A 17,595-nucleotide genomic window follows, 5' to 3' on the forward strand; every position below is an offset into this window, starting at 1 on the left:
TCGTCAACAGGTTCTTGTGGAAGAACGTGTAGATCCTGCGGATAGGGTTCACCGGGTCTTGTCTCCACTTGCGTTTGCCTGATAGCCGTTCAGATCGATGGTCAATGCGCCTTTCTGCGGGACCATGCCCATCTCTTCGGCCTTGCTCGGCAATGAGGCGTCAAGTTCGTCGAGCTTGGCCTGATCGTCCTCGACGTCCTGGGTCAGCTGGGTGATATGCGTTTCGATTTGGCTCGCCTCGAAGGAATTCTGCACCATTTGGGTACGCAGCATCAGTGAGCCCAGCAGGCATACACCAAGGAACACCGCGGCGATGACCAGGTGCAGCAGCGGCGTGCTGCGGGTCCGCGTCCATGTGATGAGTTGTTCGAAGCCGTGACGGATGCCGTTGCCTTCGACTCTGGTCCCTTTGATGACGTGCAGTTCGGGACGCGTGGTGCCGATGGTCTCGGTCTGGCTTTTGCGGCCGGCCGGAGCCGCATTCGAAGCGATCGTTCTTGGTGCCGCCACTTCAGTCCCTTCTTCCTTGTCTGGTCATGCTTGCGTAATCCGCGCCTTGGTCGAACCGTTTGCGCCATCGTGCGGGAATCGGTCTGGTCAATTCCACCGCGCGCAATCTGACGGACGCCGATCGTGGATTGTTGGCGATTTCCTCCGCGTCCGCCTTGATGGCGCCGCGGGTCAGTTCCTTGAAGAACGGCATCATGTCGGGCGGCACCACGGGCATATCCGCCGGAGCGTCGACCTTAAGCCCTTGGTTCATGAAGGCTTTGACGGTTTTGTCTTCCAACGAGTGGTACGACTCCACCACCAGACGTCCTCCCACTGCAAGGTGGTTGGCGATTTGCGGCAGCGTGCCGGCAAGCTTGTCCAGTTCGCCGTTGACTTCGATGCGCAGCGCCTGGAAGACGCGTTTCGCGGGGTTGCCGGCGGGACGGTGGGCCTGCGGCACGACCTCGTCCACCAAACGATTGAGCTGGCCCGACGTGGTCAGCGGCTCGGTTTCACGCCGGCGTACGATTTCCCGTGCGATCTGCTTGGAGAACCGCTCCTCGCCGTATGTGCGGAAGATACGCACCAAATCGGCGAACGAATATTCGGCGAGCACCTGCTCTGCGGTCAGGGGCTGCGTCACGTCCATACGCATGTCGAGCGGCGCGTCATGGGAATAGGAGAAGCCACGTTCCGTCTCATCGATCTGCAGGCTGGACAATCCGAGGTCCATGAACACCGCGTTGACCTTGTCGACGCCTTGGTCGGAAAGCACTTGGGAGAAGTCGTCGAATGCCGCGTGCACGGGCGTGAAACGGTCGGCAAGGCCTTCCATTTCCATGCGTTTCGTGGCGAGCGCGAGCGCCTCGGTGTCCCGGTCGATGCCGATCAGGCGGGCGTTGGGGCTTGCTTTGAGGAACGCTGTGGAATGCCCGGCGAGGCCGAGTGTGCAATCCACCGCGATCGAGCCGGGCTTCGCCAATGCCGGTGCCACCAGGTCCACGCAATCGCGGAGCAGCACCGGCTGATGAATCGTCGTCACGTCTGTCATTAGAACTCCATCGCCGGCAATACGTCATCGGCAATGTCGGAATATCCTTGTTCCTTGTCGGCCAAGTAATCCTCCCATGCCTGTCTGTTCCAAATCTCGGCCCGGGTTCCCACGCCGATCACCACAATGTCGCTGCCCAGATTCGCGTAATCGCGGAGCATCTGCGGCACAAGCACACGTCCTTGCTTGTCTGGCTCCTGGTCGACCGCGCCGGAAAGGAACACACGCAGGTAGTCGCGTGCCGCCTTGTTTCCCATGGACGTGCGTTGGATCTGCACCGCGATCCGTCTGAATTCCGATTGCGGCAGCAGGTAGACGCATCGTTCCTGGCCTCTTGCCATCACCATGCCGGAGCCCAGTTGGCTGCGGAACTTCGCAGGCAATGCCATACGTCCTTTGGCGTCGATTTTCGGAGTGTAGGTGCCCAGCAGCAATGGCGGCAAGTCCGCCATCATGCCGCCGGATTGAGCCGGGTCATCGTCGGAGACGGATTCTGTTCCAATGTCATGGACCATTACCGCACCTCCTTTTTGCCCACACTCGGCCCACCAATCCGAGACACTTTCCCCACTCTACCCCACTGCTCACCATTTTTCCCCACGAAAAAGCAAAAATGCCTCAAAATATTGTCGATTTCTCCCCATATTTGAGATTGCGCGTCCGCACCGTACAGTTCCGTCGCTGTCAGACCGTCGCGATTCGCCGCGATCACTCGCCGCTCGTAGAAGCCTTGGGGTACATTAGAGTGCCTTAAGTTTTTGATGAAGGGACAGCAATGTCGAGTTATTCCGCCCAGTTGCGTGAGGAGCAACAGGCCGTCAGCCGCGCATATGATCGTCTGGACGCGTTGAGGGCGCAGGCTCGGTCGCGTCTCGACACGGTCCGGGCCGCAGGATCGCACGGTTCGCCCACGCAACGCACCGAACGCGATTCCTTCGCCACCATGTACGAGGACCGTCTCACCCAGCTTCGTGCGGTGGAGGATCGTCTGGTTTTCGGCAGGCTCGACGACGTGCATGGCGCGCATCGCTACATTGGGCGTATCGGCCTGTCCGATGAGGATCATGAGCCGATTCTCACCGACTGGCGTGCCGACGCGGCACGCCCGTTCTATGAGGCGACGCCTTCGAATCATGGCGACATCGTCATGCGCCGGCATATCACGTTGAGTTTCCGGGAAGTGGTCGGCGTCGAGGATGAGGTGCTCGACGTGCATTCCGATCAGGTCGGCGAGGCGTCCTCCAATGGCACATTGACCGGCGAGGGTGCTCTGCTTGCGTCGCTTAACGCCAAACGCACCGGCAAGATGACCGATATCGTGGCCACCATCCAGGGCGAGCAGGACCGTATCATCCGTGCGGACCTCAACCAGGCGGTGGTGGTGCAGGGCGGTCCGGGAACCGGCAAAACCGCGGTCGCGTTGCATCGCGCGGCCTACCTGTTGTATACGCATCGTCGCGCGTTGCAGCGTTCCGGAGTGCTGGTGGTCGGCCCCAGCTCGACGTTCCTGCATTACATCGACCAGGTGCTCCCCTCGCTGGGTGAGACGGGTGTGGTCAGCCGTACCATCGCGGATCTGATTCCCGGCATCATCGCCACCGCGCATGACGACCCGTATGCGGCCAAGCTCAAGGGTGAACGCCGTATGGCCAAGGCGATCGCCAATGCCGTGGCGGCTCGTGAACGCGTGCCTTCGCATCTGCCGGTCATCCGCATCAACGGTTTCAACGTGCCGATGGTGCGTGCGGATATCGAGCAGGCCATCGCCGATGCCAAGCGCACGCGGCAGCCGCATAACAAGGCGCGCGAGACCTTCGTGCGCGACATGCTGTCGGCCATGCGCAACCGGTACGTCGAACGGCTTGACTACGAGCCGGAGCAGGCCGAGCTTAACGATGTGATGCAGCAGTTGCGTATGAACGACGATTTGTGCAAGACGCTGAACCTCGCATGGCTGCCGATGACCGGCGAATGGCTGGTCGACCAGCTGTTCGCGAAACCGCAGCAATTGCGCCGTTTCGCCCCCTGGCTCGAAGAGCGTGACATCGAGACGCTGACGCGTCCGAAGGGCTCGCCCTTCACCGTCAGCGACGTACCTCTGCTGGATGAGGCCATGGAATTGCTTGGACCGGATCCGAAGGCCGTGGCCAGGCAGAAGGCGTTGGATGCCAAGCGCGCCGAGGAAGAGCAGTTCGCCAAGGACACGCTGGCGCAGGCCGGTATCGGTTCCGGCATCGTCACTTCGCAGATGCTGGTGGACAATATCAATGGCATGGACGCCGAATTGACCGCGCAGCGCGCCGCGGCCGACCGCGAGTGGACGTATGGCCATATCGTGGTGGATGAGGCGCAGGAGCTGACCGCGATGGATTGGCGCATGCTGATCCGTCGTTGTCCGTCGCGCTCGTTCACGATTGTGGGCGACGTGGCGCAGACCTCCGCGTTGGGCGGCACCCGGTCCTGGCGTCGCATGATGGATCCGCTGTTCGGCGAACGCAACTGGCAGCTCAACGAGTTGACGATCAACTACCGCAATCCGAAGGAGGTGTCACAGCTCGCCAGCGATTTCGCCTCGTCCGAAGGCCTGTACATCTCCACGGTGAACGCCGTGCGTGGCGTCCCGGATTCAGTCAAGCGTCTCACCTTGCGTGACGATAGCCTGATCGGCGACGCCGTCGCGCAGCAGACCGTCGAGTTGGTGCGCGCCTACGTTTCCTCCGACGGTACCGGTCGTGTGGCGATCATCGCGCCGGACGATATGCTCAAGCCGTTGCGCGCACGCGTATACGCACAACTTCAGGATGAGCTCGACCCGAAGGAATTCGACAGGCTCGATGCCCAGAGTTCCTGGGACGAGCAGGTCACCGTATGTTCCACACAGACCGTGAAGGGTCTGGAGTATGATGCCGTGATGGTGGTCCAGCCCGGACGAATCGAGGAGAACGCGCCGTCGCGTATCGTAGCGGCCTCCGATTTGTATGTCGCCATGACGAGGCCCACGCAGCGTCTGCTTATACTGCGGACAAAAGACGACGAAAAGCTGCTCAAGCTATAAGGTAGGAACCATGCCTAAAGCATTGTTACTTGAAAACATCCATCCCGACGCGGCGCAGTCGCTGCGCGACCATGGCTTCGAGGTCGAGTGCCTCAAGGGAGCCCTGAGCGAGGACGAGCTGATTGATGCGTTGGAAGGTGTCGACCTGCTCGGCATCCGTTCCAAGACCAGTGTGACCCGCAAGGTCATCGACGCGCGTCCGACGCTCACCGCGGTCGGCTGCTTCTGCATTGGCACCAACCAGGTGGATCTCGAATACGCGGGCAAGAACGGCATCGCCGTCTTCAACGCGCCGTATTCGAATACCCGTTCCGTGGTGGAGCTGGTGATCGGCGACATCATCTGCCTGATGCGCCGCATTCCCGCGCACACCCATCATATGAAGCACGGCATGTGGGATAAGTCCGCCTCCGGCTCCCATGAGGTCCGAGGCAAGACGCTCGGCATCATCGGCTACGGCAACATCGGCTCCCAGCTTTCCGTCGTCGCCGAGGCGCTTGGCATGCGCGTGCTGTTCTACGACATTGAAGAGAAGCTCGCCATGGGCAACGCCCACCGTTGCGACACGCTCAACGAATTGCTGGAACAGTCCGATGTGGTCACGCTTCATGTGGATGGACGCAAGTCGAACACGGGATTCTTCGGCGAAGACCAGTTCGAGCATATGAAGCAGGATGCCATCTTCATCAACCTGTCCCGTGGTTTCGTGGCGGATTTGGATGCGTTGAAGAAGCATCTGGATTCCGGCCATCTGTCCGGCGCGGCGGTGGACGTGTTCCCAATCGAACCGAAGAAGACCGGCGACGAGTTCCTGACCGACCTTGCGGACGAGGACAACATGATCCTCACCCCGCATATCGGCGGCTCCACGCTTGAGGCGCAGAAGTCCATCGGACAGTTCGTCTCCCAGCGTCTTGAGGATTATTGGTTCAAGGGTTCCACCATGTTGTCGGTGAATCTGCCGCAGATCACCCTGTCCGACATCAAGTCGAATTTCCGCATCGCCCACCTGCATGCGAATCTTCCGGGTGTGCTGGCACGCGTCAACCGTGTGCTGGGCGAGGACGGCATCAACATCGCCGCCCAGGCCTTGGGCACGGAAGGCGAGATCGGCTATGTGGTCACCGATGTGGCACAGCGCCCGGACCAGAGGGCTCTCGACCAGCTCGCCTCCATCGAGGGTACGATCCGCATGCGCGTGATCAGCTGAGCACGCAATACGAAACGTTACGATAATGCGGGCGGGGTTCCAACCATCAGGATTGGAACCCCGCCCGCATTATATATGCTGTATTTGCTTACGGATGCGGCACCCGTCTCACACCATCATTCGGAACTTGCGCCCTTCAGCTCGTCGATGGCCCTTTGGAAGTCCTCCAGATTCTCGAAATTCTGGTAGACGCTGGCGAAGCGCATGTACGCCACCATGTCCAAGTCACGCAGCGGCTTGAGAATCGCCTTGCCGACCTCATCAGATTTGACTTGGGCCAATCCTCGTGAACGAAGATCTTCCTCGACCTTCTGCCCCAGCATCTTCAGATCGTCCTCGTTGATGGGACGGCCCTGGCATGCCTTGCGCACGCCGGAAATCACCTTATTGCGGTCGAATTGCTCGACGTTTCCGGAACGCTTCACGACCAATAGCATGGTCGTCTCCAATGTGGTGAATCGCTTGGAGCATTTCGGGCATTCGCGCCTGCGACGGATGGAGTGACCATCGTCGCTAATACGGGTATCGACCACCTTGGTGTCTGGATTCTGGCAAAACGGGCAATGCATGTTGTCCAGAATAGACTGAGCCCTTGAAATAAGCCACGCTTGGCGGCCCCTACGCCTCATGGGGAACAATGAGGCGCTGCCCCGCATGCAAAGACACCGTATCAAGGTTGTTCAGCCGCATCAGTTCATCCACCGTATCTCCGACATTGCCACCCTCCGGAGTGATGCTCGCCGCATACCTCCACAAGGTGTCGCCGGGTTGCACCGTATACACGGCGACAGCGGTGGAATCCGGCGCGGACTGCGCACTTCCGGGCGCGATGAATCCAAAAAGACACCAGGCAAGACCGGCCGCCATGATCGCCATGGCGATTCGATTTGCCACATTTCCGATATTCGCCGCACCGTTCACCACGCCACTCCTTTTCGAACAGCTGTTCTATCGAACGCTTGTTCCAAGTATGGCACATATGTTCGATAAACGCAAACACACCTCGAACAGATGTTTGATTTTATCGGCGTTTCGCGTTATGCTTCTAAGGAACTACGAAAGGAGCCCATCGTGAGCACCATCCCCTTCACGCCCAAGAAGAGCGACGAGCGTCCGGATGAAAGCACGTTGACCGACCGCCAGCGCAAGGTGCTTGACGCCATCAAAACGCATTTGGCCAAGCAGGGATTCGCTCCTTCGTTCCGTGAGATTGGTGAGGCCGCAGGGCTTAAAAGCCCGTCATCCGTCAAACACCAGCTTCAGGTTCTTGACGAAAAAGGCTTCATCCGCATGAACGCGAACAAGGGGAGGGCCATCGAAGTGGTGAACCTCAATGACGAGGAGCCGAATGGAAAAGTCGCCCAGGTCATCCCGTTCCCCAGTCAGGACGACGCATGCGGCTCCATCATGGCCTCGCATGACGTTCCACTGGTCGGGCGCATCGCCGCCGGCGTGCCGATCACGGCCGAGCAGCATGTCGATGATGTGATGAGGCTTCCCGAACGGCTTACCGGCACCGGCAATCTGTTCATGCTTGAAGTGCACGGTGATTCCATGATCGACGCCGCCATTTGCGATGGTGATTTCGTGGTGGTCCGCGAGCAGAACAGCGCGGAGAATGGCGATATCGTCGCCGCATTGCTGGATGACGAGGCCACGGTCAAGACGTTCCGCAAGGATCACGGCCATGTCTGGCTGATTCCGCACAATCCGGCCTACTCCCCCATCGACGGCACGCATGCCGAGATCATGGGCAAGGTCGTCACCGTGCTGCGCAAGATCTGATTGCTTTCACACGTTAAACGGCAAAGGGCGTCGAACATACCATTTTGAGGCATGTCCGACGCCCTTTGCCATACCCTTTGCCATACCGCGCGGTTGTGCATTCACCTTGCGAATCCATCAAGAATGAACGCGAGGGCATTTCAAAATGTCGTCGCATTCTTGAAGTTCGGGAGCACGGTTCAGGAATGCAGTTCCTTGCGGCTGTCCGAATCGTATCCTTCAGGTTCAAGCTGGAAGGTGGTGTGCGGCACGGATACGGGGAAGTGCTCACGCAGGCAGTTCTGCAATTGGGAGAGGATGTCGGCGGCATCATCCATGGTCAGCCCGCGCTCCACTACCACATGGGCCATGACGACGGGCATGCCGGTAGAGACGGTGCTGGCGTGCAGGTCGTGCACGGCCACCACGTGCGGCACCTGCTCAAGATGTTCGCGCACCTCGTCCAGATCGAGTTCCTGTGGGGTTTCCTCCAGCAGCACGCGCACGGCGTTGCGCAGCAGCACGAACGCCCGGGGGATCATCATCAATGCGATGATGCCGCCCGCGACGGCATCGAAGCCGACCCAGCCCGTTGAGATCAGCACGATGGCTGAAACGATCACGGCCACGGACCCCAATGCGTCGTTCATGACTTCGAGGAACGCGGCTTTCATGTTCATGTTGTCCTCGCTTTGCCCCGCGAGGATGAAGATCGAACCGACGTTGGCGGCAAGGCCGAGTATGCCCATGAACAGCAGCAACCGCACGTCGTGCACTTCGTCGGCGGCTCCGCCGAACAGCCTCATGCCGGCTTCGACGAGCGCGTAGATGCCGACGATCAGGAGCACGAGCGCGCCGACCGCGGCGGTGAGCACTTCGAGTCGCGCCCATCCCCAGGTGCGTTTGTTGCTAGGTTTGCGTTGCATGAGCACCGCGGTGACGGTGGAGGCGATCAGCACCGACATGTCGGTGAGCATGTGGCCGGCGTCGACCAGCAGCGCCAGCGATCCGGTGACGATGGCGCTGACCACTTCGGCGATGAACACCGTGGAAGTCAGCCCCAATGACATCATGAGTCTTTTCTGGTGTTCGGCCCCGCTTGCGGCGGTCGTGGCGTCCACACCCGCATGGCTGTGTGCCATGATGGGTTTCCTTTCGTCGTCTTTGGTTCGATCCGCGGCTATTGAAACCGCTTCTCAATACCATTTTCATTCGTCTCAAAACGCAGGAAACCCCAGTCCGAAGGCTGGGGTTTCCAAGTTCTGCTGACAGTCTAGCGGCTCACCGCTCCCCTGTCAATAAAGTCAAACCGTCAATTAAAAACCGAACTGGGCGGCGGTTTCCTTCAGCGTCTCCGCGGAGCGCTTCAGGGCCGCGAGCTCACGGTCGGACACCGGGGTGTTGATGGCGGTATTGACGCCGGAACGGTTGAGCAGGGTCGGCACGGACATGCACACGTCGGAGATGCCGTGGAAGTCGTGCAGCATGGAGCTGACTGGCAGGATGCGGTTGGAGTCGCGCATGACGGCTTCGATGATGTCCACGCCGGACATGCCGATGGCGTAGTTGGTAGCGCCCTTGCCGTTGATGATCTTGTAGGCGGCGTTCTTGACTTCCTGGTGGATCTGCTCACGCACTTCGGCGTCCAGCGGATCGTGGCCCGGCAGCGGGGTCCAGTCGCACATCGGGACGCCGCCGATGGTGGCGGAGGCCCACAGCGGGACTTCGGAATCACCGTGTTCGCCGGCGATGTAGGCGTGCACGTTCTTGACGTTGACGCCGGTCTGCTGCGCGATCAGGAAGCGCAGACGGGCGGAGTCGAGGTTGGTGCCGGAGCCGAAGACCTGGTTGGCCGGCAGGCCGGAGATCTTCTGGGCCACGTGGGTGGCGATGTCGACCGGGTTGGTGATGAGCATGTAGATGGCGTTCGGAGCGACCTTCACGAGGCCCGGAATGATGGCCTTGAGGATGTTGATGGTGGCACCGACCAGCTCGAGGCGGGACTGGCCCGGCTTCTGGCGCGGGCCTGCGGTGATGACGATCATGTCGGCGTCACGGCAGATCTCCGGATCGTCGGAGCCATCGATGGTCACGGTCGGATAGAAGCTGGAGCCGTGCTGCATGTCGAGCACTTCGGCCTCGACGCGTTCCTTGGCGATGTCTTCGAGCACGATCTCACGTGCGACGCCACGCTGAGCAGCAGCGAAAGCGAGAGTGGAGCCGACTGCGCCGGCACCGATGATAGCGAGCTTTGTGGGCTTGATTGGTGAATCCACCATGTGCTTTACCTCTCTTTGAGCAAGAAGAACGTCCCGCGTTGTGGCAGGGTATTTTCTTTCGATTTCAACCCTACTTTATCCATACAGCATGACGTTTCGCCGTGAATCCGCATGATTTGCAACCACTGAAAAGTGATTTTCGTCACAGCTTTTGTGAGCGCTCACATACACTGCGCCCGTTGAAATGCAGCTGTTGCAATCCGTTGCAGCGTTTGCACGGCCGCTCCGGTAAACGTCATCGGGAACGGCTTGCGCGGAAGCTCAGTCGATGGCCTGCTCCACGATCTGCGCGGCCAGCTGGTCGTCGACCTCCGCTTCGAGCATCATGCCGTCGTCGCGGTATTCGACGTTGATCACCTTGCCGTATTCGCGCACGCGGGACATGAGCGAGCCGGCTGTGTACGGCAGCAGCGCCTCGACGTGCACGTTCGGCGTGGGCAGCATCGATTCCACGTGCTCGCGCAGTGCGTCGACGCCCTCCCCTGAAAACGCGGAGACGATGTGCGCTTCCGGCATCAGCGCCTCGATACGTTCGCGTGCGGCCTCGTCCATACGGTCGGCTTTGTTGAACGCCACGATCGTGGGGATCGTCTCGACGCCGTCGATGTCGGACAGCACGTCGTTGACGGCGTCGATCTGGGAGAACGGGTCGGGATGCGAGCCGTCGACCACGTGCACGATCAGGTCGGCGTCGGCGACTTCCTCCAACGTGGATTTGAACGCTTCGATGAGCTGCGTTGGCAGGCGGCGCACGAAACCGACGGTGTCCACATACGCGTACAGTCGCCCGTCCTTGGCTTTCGCACGGCGTACGGCGGTATCCAAAGTGGCGAACAGCGCATTCTCCACCAGTTCCGCGGAACCGGTCAGCCGGTTGGTCAACGACGATTTGCCGGCGTTCGTATAGCCGACCACGGCGACGGTCGGCAGGCCGAAGCGACGGCGCGCGCCACGTTTGACGTCACGCGCGGGCGCCATCTGTGCGATCTGCCGGCGTAGTTTGGCGATTCTGCTGCGGATCACGCGACGGTCCATTTCGATTTTCGTCTCACCCGGACCACGCGAGCCGATGCCCGCGTCGCCTGCCGCGCGGCCGCCCGCCTGACGCGACAGCGACCCGCCCCAGCCGCGCAGTCGCGGCAGCATGTATTCGAGCTGTGCCAGCTCCACCTGCGCCTTGCCTTCGCGCGAAGTCGCATGCTGTGCGAAGATGTCGAGGATGACGGCGGTGCGGTCGACCACCTTCACTTTGGTGGCGTCTTCCAATGCGCGTCGTTGGCTCGGCGGCAGATCATCGTCGACGACGATGGTGTCCGCCTCGTCCTGCGCCACGATGCCGGCCAGTTCACGCGCCTTGCCGGAACCCACGTATGTGGCCGCGTCCGGCTTGATGCGGTGCTGCAGCAGGCCGTCGCACACCACGGCGCCCGCGGTTTCGGCGAGCGCGGCGAGTTCTCGGAGCGATTCCTCGGCCGCGGCCTGCGTGGTCTCGCGGCTGGACCATACGCCTACGAGCACGACGCGTTCGAGCCTGACTTTACGGTATTCGACTTCGGTGACGTCCTGGATCTCGCCCAGACCCGCCACATGCTTCAATGCGTTGCGGGATTCGCGTTCCTGCCACTGTTCGTCGTGGGTTTCGCGAAGGTGTTCCCCGCCGTCGGTATCAAGCAGCACGTCGGATTGGTCGGCGAGCACTCCCCCGACGTCGCCTGCGGTCATGCTCTGCTCGATATCGTTCTCTTGGCTCAATGGCACCTCTCACGGTTGAACTATGGTGTCTTTATTATCATCATTGTCTAGAGACATGGGCATCACCGTTTTCGCCACGTGGACGCGATTACCGCGCGGATGCCGGAGGACGAACGTTTGCAAGGAGAGAGCATGGCACAGGCCGAGCAGTATTTCGCGGCGGAACCGCAGTCGAAGGACGTGCGCAGGAAGCTGCATGTCACGTTGCGTGGCAATGAGGCGGATGTGGAAGTGTCGAACGGCGTGTTTTCCGGCAATCGTGTGGATTTGGGCACGTCGGTGCTGCTTCGCCAGGCGCCGGAACCGCCGGAGGAGGGCACGTTCCTTGATCTGGGCTGCGGTTGGGGTCCGATCGCGCTGACGTTGGGTTTCGAATCGCCCAAGGCCGATATCTGGGCGTTGGATGTGAACGAACGCGCGCTTGAGCTCACGCGCCGCAACGCCGAGTTGAACGGCATGGGCAATATCCATGCCGTCACCGCCGAGCAGGTTCCGGCCGTTCTCATGTTCGATCTGATCTGGTCGAATCCGCCGATCCGCGTCGGCAAGGAGGCTCTGCACGAGCTGCTGATGACGTGGCTGCCGCGGCTTAACGCGGGCGGTGCCGCCTATCTGGTGGTGCAGAGGAATCTGGGTTCCGATTCGCTGATTCCGTGGCTCGCCACGCAGTTGGGCGACGGGTTTGAAGTGGGCAAGTACGCGAGTTCGAAGGGCTTCCGCGTCATCGAGGTTGTGAAGGCATGAAATTCGAATATCCTTCCGAACTGCCGGTTTCCGCGGCTCGCAGCGACATCGCCGAAGCCGTCAGGTCAAGCCAGGTGGTGATCGTCTCCGGCCAGACGGGCTCCGGCAAAACCACGCAGCTGCCGAAGATTCTGCTGGAACTGGGCCGTGGATCGCACGGCAGGCAGATCGTGCACACGCAGCCGCGCAGGCTTGCCGCACGTACCGTCGCCGAACGAATCGCCAGCGAAATGGGCGTGACGTTGGGTGAGGAAGTCGGCTATCAGGTGCGGTTCACGGACGAAAGCTCGCCGAAGACGCGCCTGCGCGTGGTGACGGACGGTATTCTGCTGGCACAGATCCAACGCGATCCGAAGCTCATGCAGTACGACACGATCATCATCGACGAGGCGCATGAGCGCAGTCTGAACATCGATTTCCTGCTCGGCTATCTGACGGCGCTGCTGCCCAAGCGGCGCGACCTGAAGCTCGTCATCACGTCCGCGACAATCGATTCGGTGAAGTTCCAGGAGCATTTCGAACACGCGCTGCACACGAAGGTGCCGGTCATCGAAGTGTCGGGACGCACGTATCCGGTGCAGATCGTGTATGAGCCGTTGGGCACCGCGCCGGCGCTGATGCGTTCCGTGCCGGGTTTCGAAACGGGCGCGATGCCCGGCGACGCGGATTACGAGGCGCTGTCGGCCGCGCCGGATGGCAGGGACGGCCGCGATTCGCGCGACACGAACGTGGACATGCCCACCGCGGTGGCGCGCGCCTGCGCCGAATTGGTGATCCATTCCACGCACGACCGTGGTCCGCGCGACATTCTCGTGTTCGCTTCCGGCGAGCGCGACATCCACGATTTCGAGAACGCGCTGCGCCGCCATTACGGTCCGCGCGCGGCGGATATGCGCAGGCCGGATGCGATCGAGATCGTGCCGTTGTTCGCACGGTTGTCTTCGAAGGAACAGCATAAGGTGTTCGAACCGCATACGCATCAGCGTATTGTGATCGCCACGAATGTCGCCGAAACGTCGCTGACGGTGCCGGGCATCCGATATGTGGTCGATCCGGGCACGGCGCGTATCTCCCGCTATTCGAAGACGGCGAAGGTGCAGCGTCTGCCTATCGAGCCGATCAGCCAGGCGAGCGCGAACCAGCGTTCGGGCCGTTGCGGCCGTATCGCCGACGGCATTGCGATCCGCTTGTATTCGCGTGAGGATTTCGAGACGCGTCCCGAATTCACGGAGCCGGAGATTCTGCGCACGTCCCTGGGCGCGGTCGTGCTGCACATGCTGTCGGTGGGTGTGGCGCGTACGGCGAAGGATGTGACGGATTTCGGTTTCATCGATCCGCCGGATATGAAGGCCGTGTCGGATGGTTTCAACGAGCTGACCGAGCTGAAGGCCGTGGCGCGCAAACATGGCGAGGTGGTGTTGACGCATACCGGCCGTCTGCTGGCACGTATTCCGATCGACGTGCGTTTGGGCCGTATGGTCATCGAAGCCGCGAAGTCGACCACGCCGAACACTCTGGCGGCGGTGCTGGTAGTAGTCGCGTTCCTGAGCCTGCAGGATCCGCGCGAACGTCCCGACGAGAACCGTGAGGAGGCGGATCGGATCCACAACCGGTATGCGGACCCGACCAGTGATTTCCTGACCGCGTTGAACCTGTGGGACCGCGTGTTCCAAGCGGATGGCGAGCCGAGCAATTCCGCGCTGCGCCGCATCTGCAAGACCGAGTACTTGAGTTGGCTGCGCATGCGCCAATGGAAGGATTTGGTCGCCCAGCTGCGCGAAATGTGCCAGGAGTTCAAATTCAAGCTTGGCGAGCCGATTCCCGTGTCCCGTCCACCGTTGGAGATCCGCCAGCTGCCGCTTAACCAGCAGGCAGCGCATTCGCTGTGCTGCTCATGGGACGCGCAGGGCATCCACACGTCCATGCTTTCCGGCCTGCTGTCCATGATGGGCATGCAGGTCACGCGCGAGCCGAAGGCATCCGATTTCGCTGGTTTGAAGGGTGCGGCACGCGCTCGTGCGATGAAACGCGCGCAGAAGATGGCGAAGAACGACTATCAGGGCGCGCGCGGCACGCATTTCGCCCTGTTCCCCGCCTCCGCCGTAGCCAAATCGACACCGCAATGGGTGATGAGCACCGAACTGGTGGAGACAAGCCGACTGTGGGCGCGGTATTCCGCGCAGATTGATCCCGCATGGGCGGAGCCGCTCGCCGGAGCACTCACCCGTACCACGTACGCGGATCCGCACTGGTCCGGTTCGCGTGGCTCGGCCGTGGCGAGCGCGAAGGTGCTGTTGTACGGCCTGCCGATCGTGCAGGACCGCACCGTGCAATGGGGGCGCATCAACCCGCTCGAGGCACGCGACTTCCTCATCCGCCAAGGCCTGGTGGAAGGCGACATCCAGCAACGGTTCCCCTACGACGATTTCGTCATGCGGAACCGCGACATCCTCGAAGACGCGGCCGACGACGCGAGCCGCACCCGCCAGGTGGCGCAGACCGTCGGCGACGAGGACCTGTTCGACTTCTACAACGCCATCATCCCCAACACCGTCACCAGCGTGGCCGACCTGGCGAAATGGTGGAAGACAAGGCACGACGAACAACCCGACCTGCTGGATTTCGACCCGGACAAGGTGGAACGCCTCGCCGACTCCGATTCGGTGTCCTTGGACGACTATCCCGACCATTGGCATACGCTCGGCACCGACGGCTCCCCCATCGACCTAAGGTTGAGCTACATCTACGATCCGCACGACCCGAACGACGGCGTCACCGTGCACGTGCCGTTGAAGGCGCTGTCGCGGCTGACCCCGGAACAGTTCACATGGAACGTGCCGGGACTGCTGGACGAGCTCATCATCGGCATGATCAAATCATTGCCGAAAACCCTGCGCGTACAGTTCGTACCCGCCCCGGACACGGCACGCAGGATCCGCGCCTGGATCGACGAACGCTACCCCGACCTTCCCGGCTCCGGAAGCCAGCAAAAACCAAACCTGGCCCCCGAAAACGAGGATGGCGTCGCCACATGGCCCGACCTGCCACACGCGTTCACCCAAGCGGCCATCAGCATCGTCGGCGCGCAAATCCACCCGGAAGTCCTCACCGGAGAACTATGGAACAAGCTCGCACCATACCTGCGCATGACCTTCGCCGTGGAACAGCAGCTGCCGCCCAACCGCAAGAACCAGCACGGCAGACGGCACGCGCGAGGCCCCGTCAAAACACTCGGCACCGGCAAATCACTCGTCGAACTGCAACGCAGATTCGCCGAACAAGCCAAAGCCTCCGCACGCCACATGGTCGAAAAACAAGCCCGAAACGCAGGAGACCAAGGCAAGTTCGTCGAACAAGCCAACCTGCTCAACAAAGCGGGAGCGACCACCGAAGCACGCGCCACCATGCTCTGGCAAGGCGCGCTCGACACGCTGCGCCTGCCCGGTGAACGCATCTCCTCACGCTGGCTCGGCACGGAAGCGCTCATGCTCGCCTCTGCCCCCTACAAGTCCACGAAGGAGCTCACCGAAGACCTGCAGCTGGCAGCCGTCAAACGGCTCCTGCCCAACATCGACCAGCTGCCCGACGACGAAGCGCTCGCCGACGCAGTGCTCGATGTGCGCGAAGTGTACGAGGACACCGTGTACGCGGTGGCGCATGACGTGATCGCCATACTGAAACGGTATGCGGAAGTCGACAAAGCCGTGTCCGGCAAAGCGGACCTGCCACTGCTGAGCGTGCTGCAGTCGATCCGCGAACACATCGCCACACTCGTATACCCCGGTTTCATCGGCAAGACGCCGCCAGAGGCATTGCCGTCCATCGAACGATACCTGCACGCCGACCTGCTGCGCCTCACCAAGGCGAAAAACGACAAGAACCGCGACGTGCGATGGGCTTGGGAAGCCAACGAAGCCAAACAACTTGCCGACAAGGCCGTGGCGAAAGCACAACGTGAACCAGCCGGCCCACGCCACGAAACACTGATGAAGCAGGCGGAAACCGTACGTTGGATGCTGGAGGAATTCTACGTGTCCCTGTGGGCACAGGAACTCGGCACGCCGAAACCGATCAGCCTGCAACGCATCAAAAAGGCGATCGCCTAGCCACCAGCCAAAACCCCAACGGATTGTTCCGTTTCTTCAAACCCGTCAACGCTTCTTGAAGAAACGGAACAACTGCGATTCACGAATCAACAACCCCACCAATAGACTCGCCACCATGACACCGGCGAACACAGCCAACGGCGTGCGCACCGCAGCCGCCAACACCGCCACCCAATCGGACCGGCTCATCCGCACCGCATACGCCAACAACAACGCACACGAAGCAAACGTAGCCAGCCCGGCCCAAACACCGGTCTCCACACCAATACCCAGCAACTGCGCACCCTTCGACTGCCCCGAATGCAACGCACCCGCATACTCCAACCTACGCCGGCGCACACCAAACACACCAACCAACACGCCAATCGCCAACCCCACCCACGGCATCCACCGCGTCGAACGATTCAGATACGACGCACGCGCGTCATAATGCGCATCAAACCCCTTATTCACCTGCGTCACACCCGCATTCGACGAGCCGGAACCCGCCACCAACGTGGCATACAGCAGATTTTCCATCTGTCCATCGGCCGGCCACCGCTTGACCCAACATTCGTTGAACGTCGAGGCGCTCGCCGACACCGGCACGATGAACGCGTAGGCGAAACGCGTGTCACGCCCATCGTTCGGCCAGTCGAACACACCAGCCACACGTGTGGTGCCTTCGCGTGTCCGCAATGCGCTGCCCACGGCGAGCCCGAAGTCCTTGGCCACGTCGCGCGGCACCCATACGCCGGACACGTCGGCCTTGGCATTGCCGGCGATCAGCCGGATCATACCAGGCGTCACGTCATACGATGAGATGTCCTTGCCGGGTGTCGCGAGTGGCACGACCTGTTCGCCGGCACGCATCGCACCAGCCAAGGTTCCCGTCATTCCATCGCCGGCGTCGGACAACCGGTCGCATGCGGTGCCATCCACCGTTCCACCGACGATGGCGTTGACGTCAACGTACGCGTTGATGCGCTGCACGGCCTGCGATTCCAAGTCAATCACGGTCATCGCCTCATATCCGCCCAGCAGCGTTCCGGAGAGCAGCACTGCGAGGAACATAGCGAACGCGCGGCTCACGCCCGAACCGATGTTGCGCAGCGCTTCGGAAAGCACCGATCCAAGTCTCATATACGCTCCCTTATTGGCGG

At 61.2% G+C, this 17,595-nt stretch carries 14 protein-coding genes; 5 read left to right on the forward strand and 9 right to left on the reverse strand.

The features are described 5' to 3' along the window. Positions 1–48: 48 nt before the first annotated feature. Genes Q5H33_RS02500 through mraZ form a run of 3 tightly spaced genes read right to left on the reverse strand, consistent with a single transcriptional unit; the run spans position 49 to position 2,058 of the window. Complete coding sequence (locus tag Q5H33_RS02500) at positions 49–510, reverse strand: hypothetical protein (RefSeq protein ID WP_003810762.1); 462 nt, start codon at positions 508–510, stop codon at positions 49–51. Between the two features lies 1 nt (position 511). Then, positions 512–1,543, reverse strand: a complete 1,032-nt coding sequence (gene rsmH / locus Q5H33_RS02505; protein WP_033499728.1) for a 16S rRNA (cytosine(1402)-N(4))-methyltransferase RsmH — start codon at positions 1,541–1,543, stop codon at positions 512–514. Then, a complete protein-coding gene (gene mraZ / locus Q5H33_RS02510; protein ID WP_021913877.1) occupies positions 1,543–2,058 on the reverse strand; it encodes a division/cell wall cluster transcriptional repressor MraZ in 516 nt (171 codons plus the stop codon). Before mraZ ends, rsmH begins: the two co-directional genes overlap by 1 nt. 260 nt (positions 2,059–2,318) lie before the next feature. Here mraZ and Q5H33_RS02515 point away from each other — a divergent pair, with 260 nt between their 5' ends. After that, positions 2,319–4,598 (forward strand): AAA family ATPase, encoded by a 2,280-nt coding sequence (locus Q5H33_RS02515; protein WP_039775458.1) that lies wholly within the window; start codon positions 2,319–2,321, stop codon positions 4,596–4,598. Positions 4,599–4,608: 10 nt separating this feature from the next. Then, on the forward strand, positions 4,609–5,808 hold the full coding sequence (gene serA, locus Q5H33_RS02520) for a phosphoglycerate dehydrogenase (RefSeq protein WP_003810774.1): 1,200 nt from the start codon (positions 4,609–4,611) through the stop codon (positions 5,806–5,808). Positions 5,809–5,924: 116 nt separating this feature from the next. Here the strand turns inward: serA and nrdR are convergent, their stop codons facing one another. Beyond that, positions 5,925–6,377 carry a transcriptional regulator NrdR gene (gene nrdR / locus Q5H33_RS02525; protein ID WP_021913880.1) on the reverse strand — a complete coding sequence of 151 codons (453 nt, stop codon included), beginning with the start codon at positions 6,375–6,377 and terminating at the stop codon, positions 5,925–5,927. A gap of 49 nt (positions 6,378–6,426) precedes the next feature. Further along, positions 6,427–6,729 (reverse strand): LysM peptidoglycan-binding domain-containing protein, encoded by a 303-nt coding sequence (locus Q5H33_RS02530; RefSeq protein ID WP_236837551.1) that lies wholly within the window; start codon positions 6,727–6,729, stop codon positions 6,427–6,429. A gap of 90 nt (positions 6,730–6,819) precedes the next feature. Between Q5H33_RS02530 and lexA the strand changes: the two genes are divergently transcribed. After that, positions 6,820–7,593, forward strand: a complete 774-nt coding sequence (lexA, locus tag Q5H33_RS02535; protein WP_003810781.1) for a transcriptional repressor LexA — start codon at positions 6,820–6,822, stop codon at positions 7,591–7,593. A 179-nt stretch (positions 7,594–7,772) separates the two neighbouring features. Here lexA and Q5H33_RS02540 read toward each other — a convergent pair whose 3' ends face one another. From Q5H33_RS02540 to hflX, 3 genes are all read right to left on the reverse strand, one after another. Next, positions 7,773–8,714, reverse strand: coding sequence for a cation diffusion facilitator family transporter (locus tag Q5H33_RS02540; RefSeq protein ID WP_302422841.1), 942 nt, complete (start codon positions 8,712–8,714; stop codon positions 7,773–7,775). Between the two features lie 174 nt (positions 8,715–8,888). Next, complete coding sequence (locus tag Q5H33_RS02545) at positions 8,889–9,851, reverse strand: L-lactate dehydrogenase (protein WP_003810784.1); 963 nt, start codon at positions 9,849–9,851, stop codon at positions 8,889–8,891. A 261-nt stretch (positions 9,852–10,112) separates the two neighbouring features. Beyond that, positions 10,113–11,573 carry a GTPase HflX gene (hflX, locus tag Q5H33_RS02550; protein ID WP_107646370.1) on the reverse strand — a complete coding sequence of 487 codons (1,461 nt, stop codon included), beginning with the start codon at positions 11,571–11,573 and terminating at the stop codon, positions 10,113–10,115. Positions 11,574–11,702: 129 nt separating this feature from the next. On the opposite strand from hflX, the gene Q5H33_RS02555 reads away from it, so the two are divergent. Continuing rightward, on the forward strand, positions 11,703–12,347 hold the full coding sequence (locus Q5H33_RS02555; RefSeq protein ID WP_271720811.1) for a class I SAM-dependent methyltransferase: 645 nt from the start codon (positions 11,703–11,705) through the stop codon (positions 12,345–12,347). Further along, entirely contained in the window at positions 12,344–16,453 is a 4,110-nt protein-coding gene (locus Q5H33_RS02560; protein WP_302422847.1) for a DUF3418 domain-containing protein, read from the forward strand. Before Q5H33_RS02555 ends, Q5H33_RS02560 begins: the two co-directional genes overlap by 4 nt. Positions 16,454–16,498: 45 nt before the next feature. Here Q5H33_RS02560 and Q5H33_RS02565 read toward each other — a convergent pair whose 3' ends face one another. Beyond that, entirely contained in the window at positions 16,499–17,575 is a 1,077-nt protein-coding gene (locus Q5H33_RS02565) for a hypothetical protein (RefSeq protein ID WP_055054735.1), read from the reverse strand. Positions 17,576–17,595: the final 20 nt, after the last annotated feature.

The organism is uncultured Bifidobacterium sp., assembly GCF_959020145.1.
Taxonomy (GTDB): domain Bacteria; phylum Actinomycetota; class Actinomycetes; order Actinomycetales; family Bifidobacteriaceae; genus Bifidobacterium.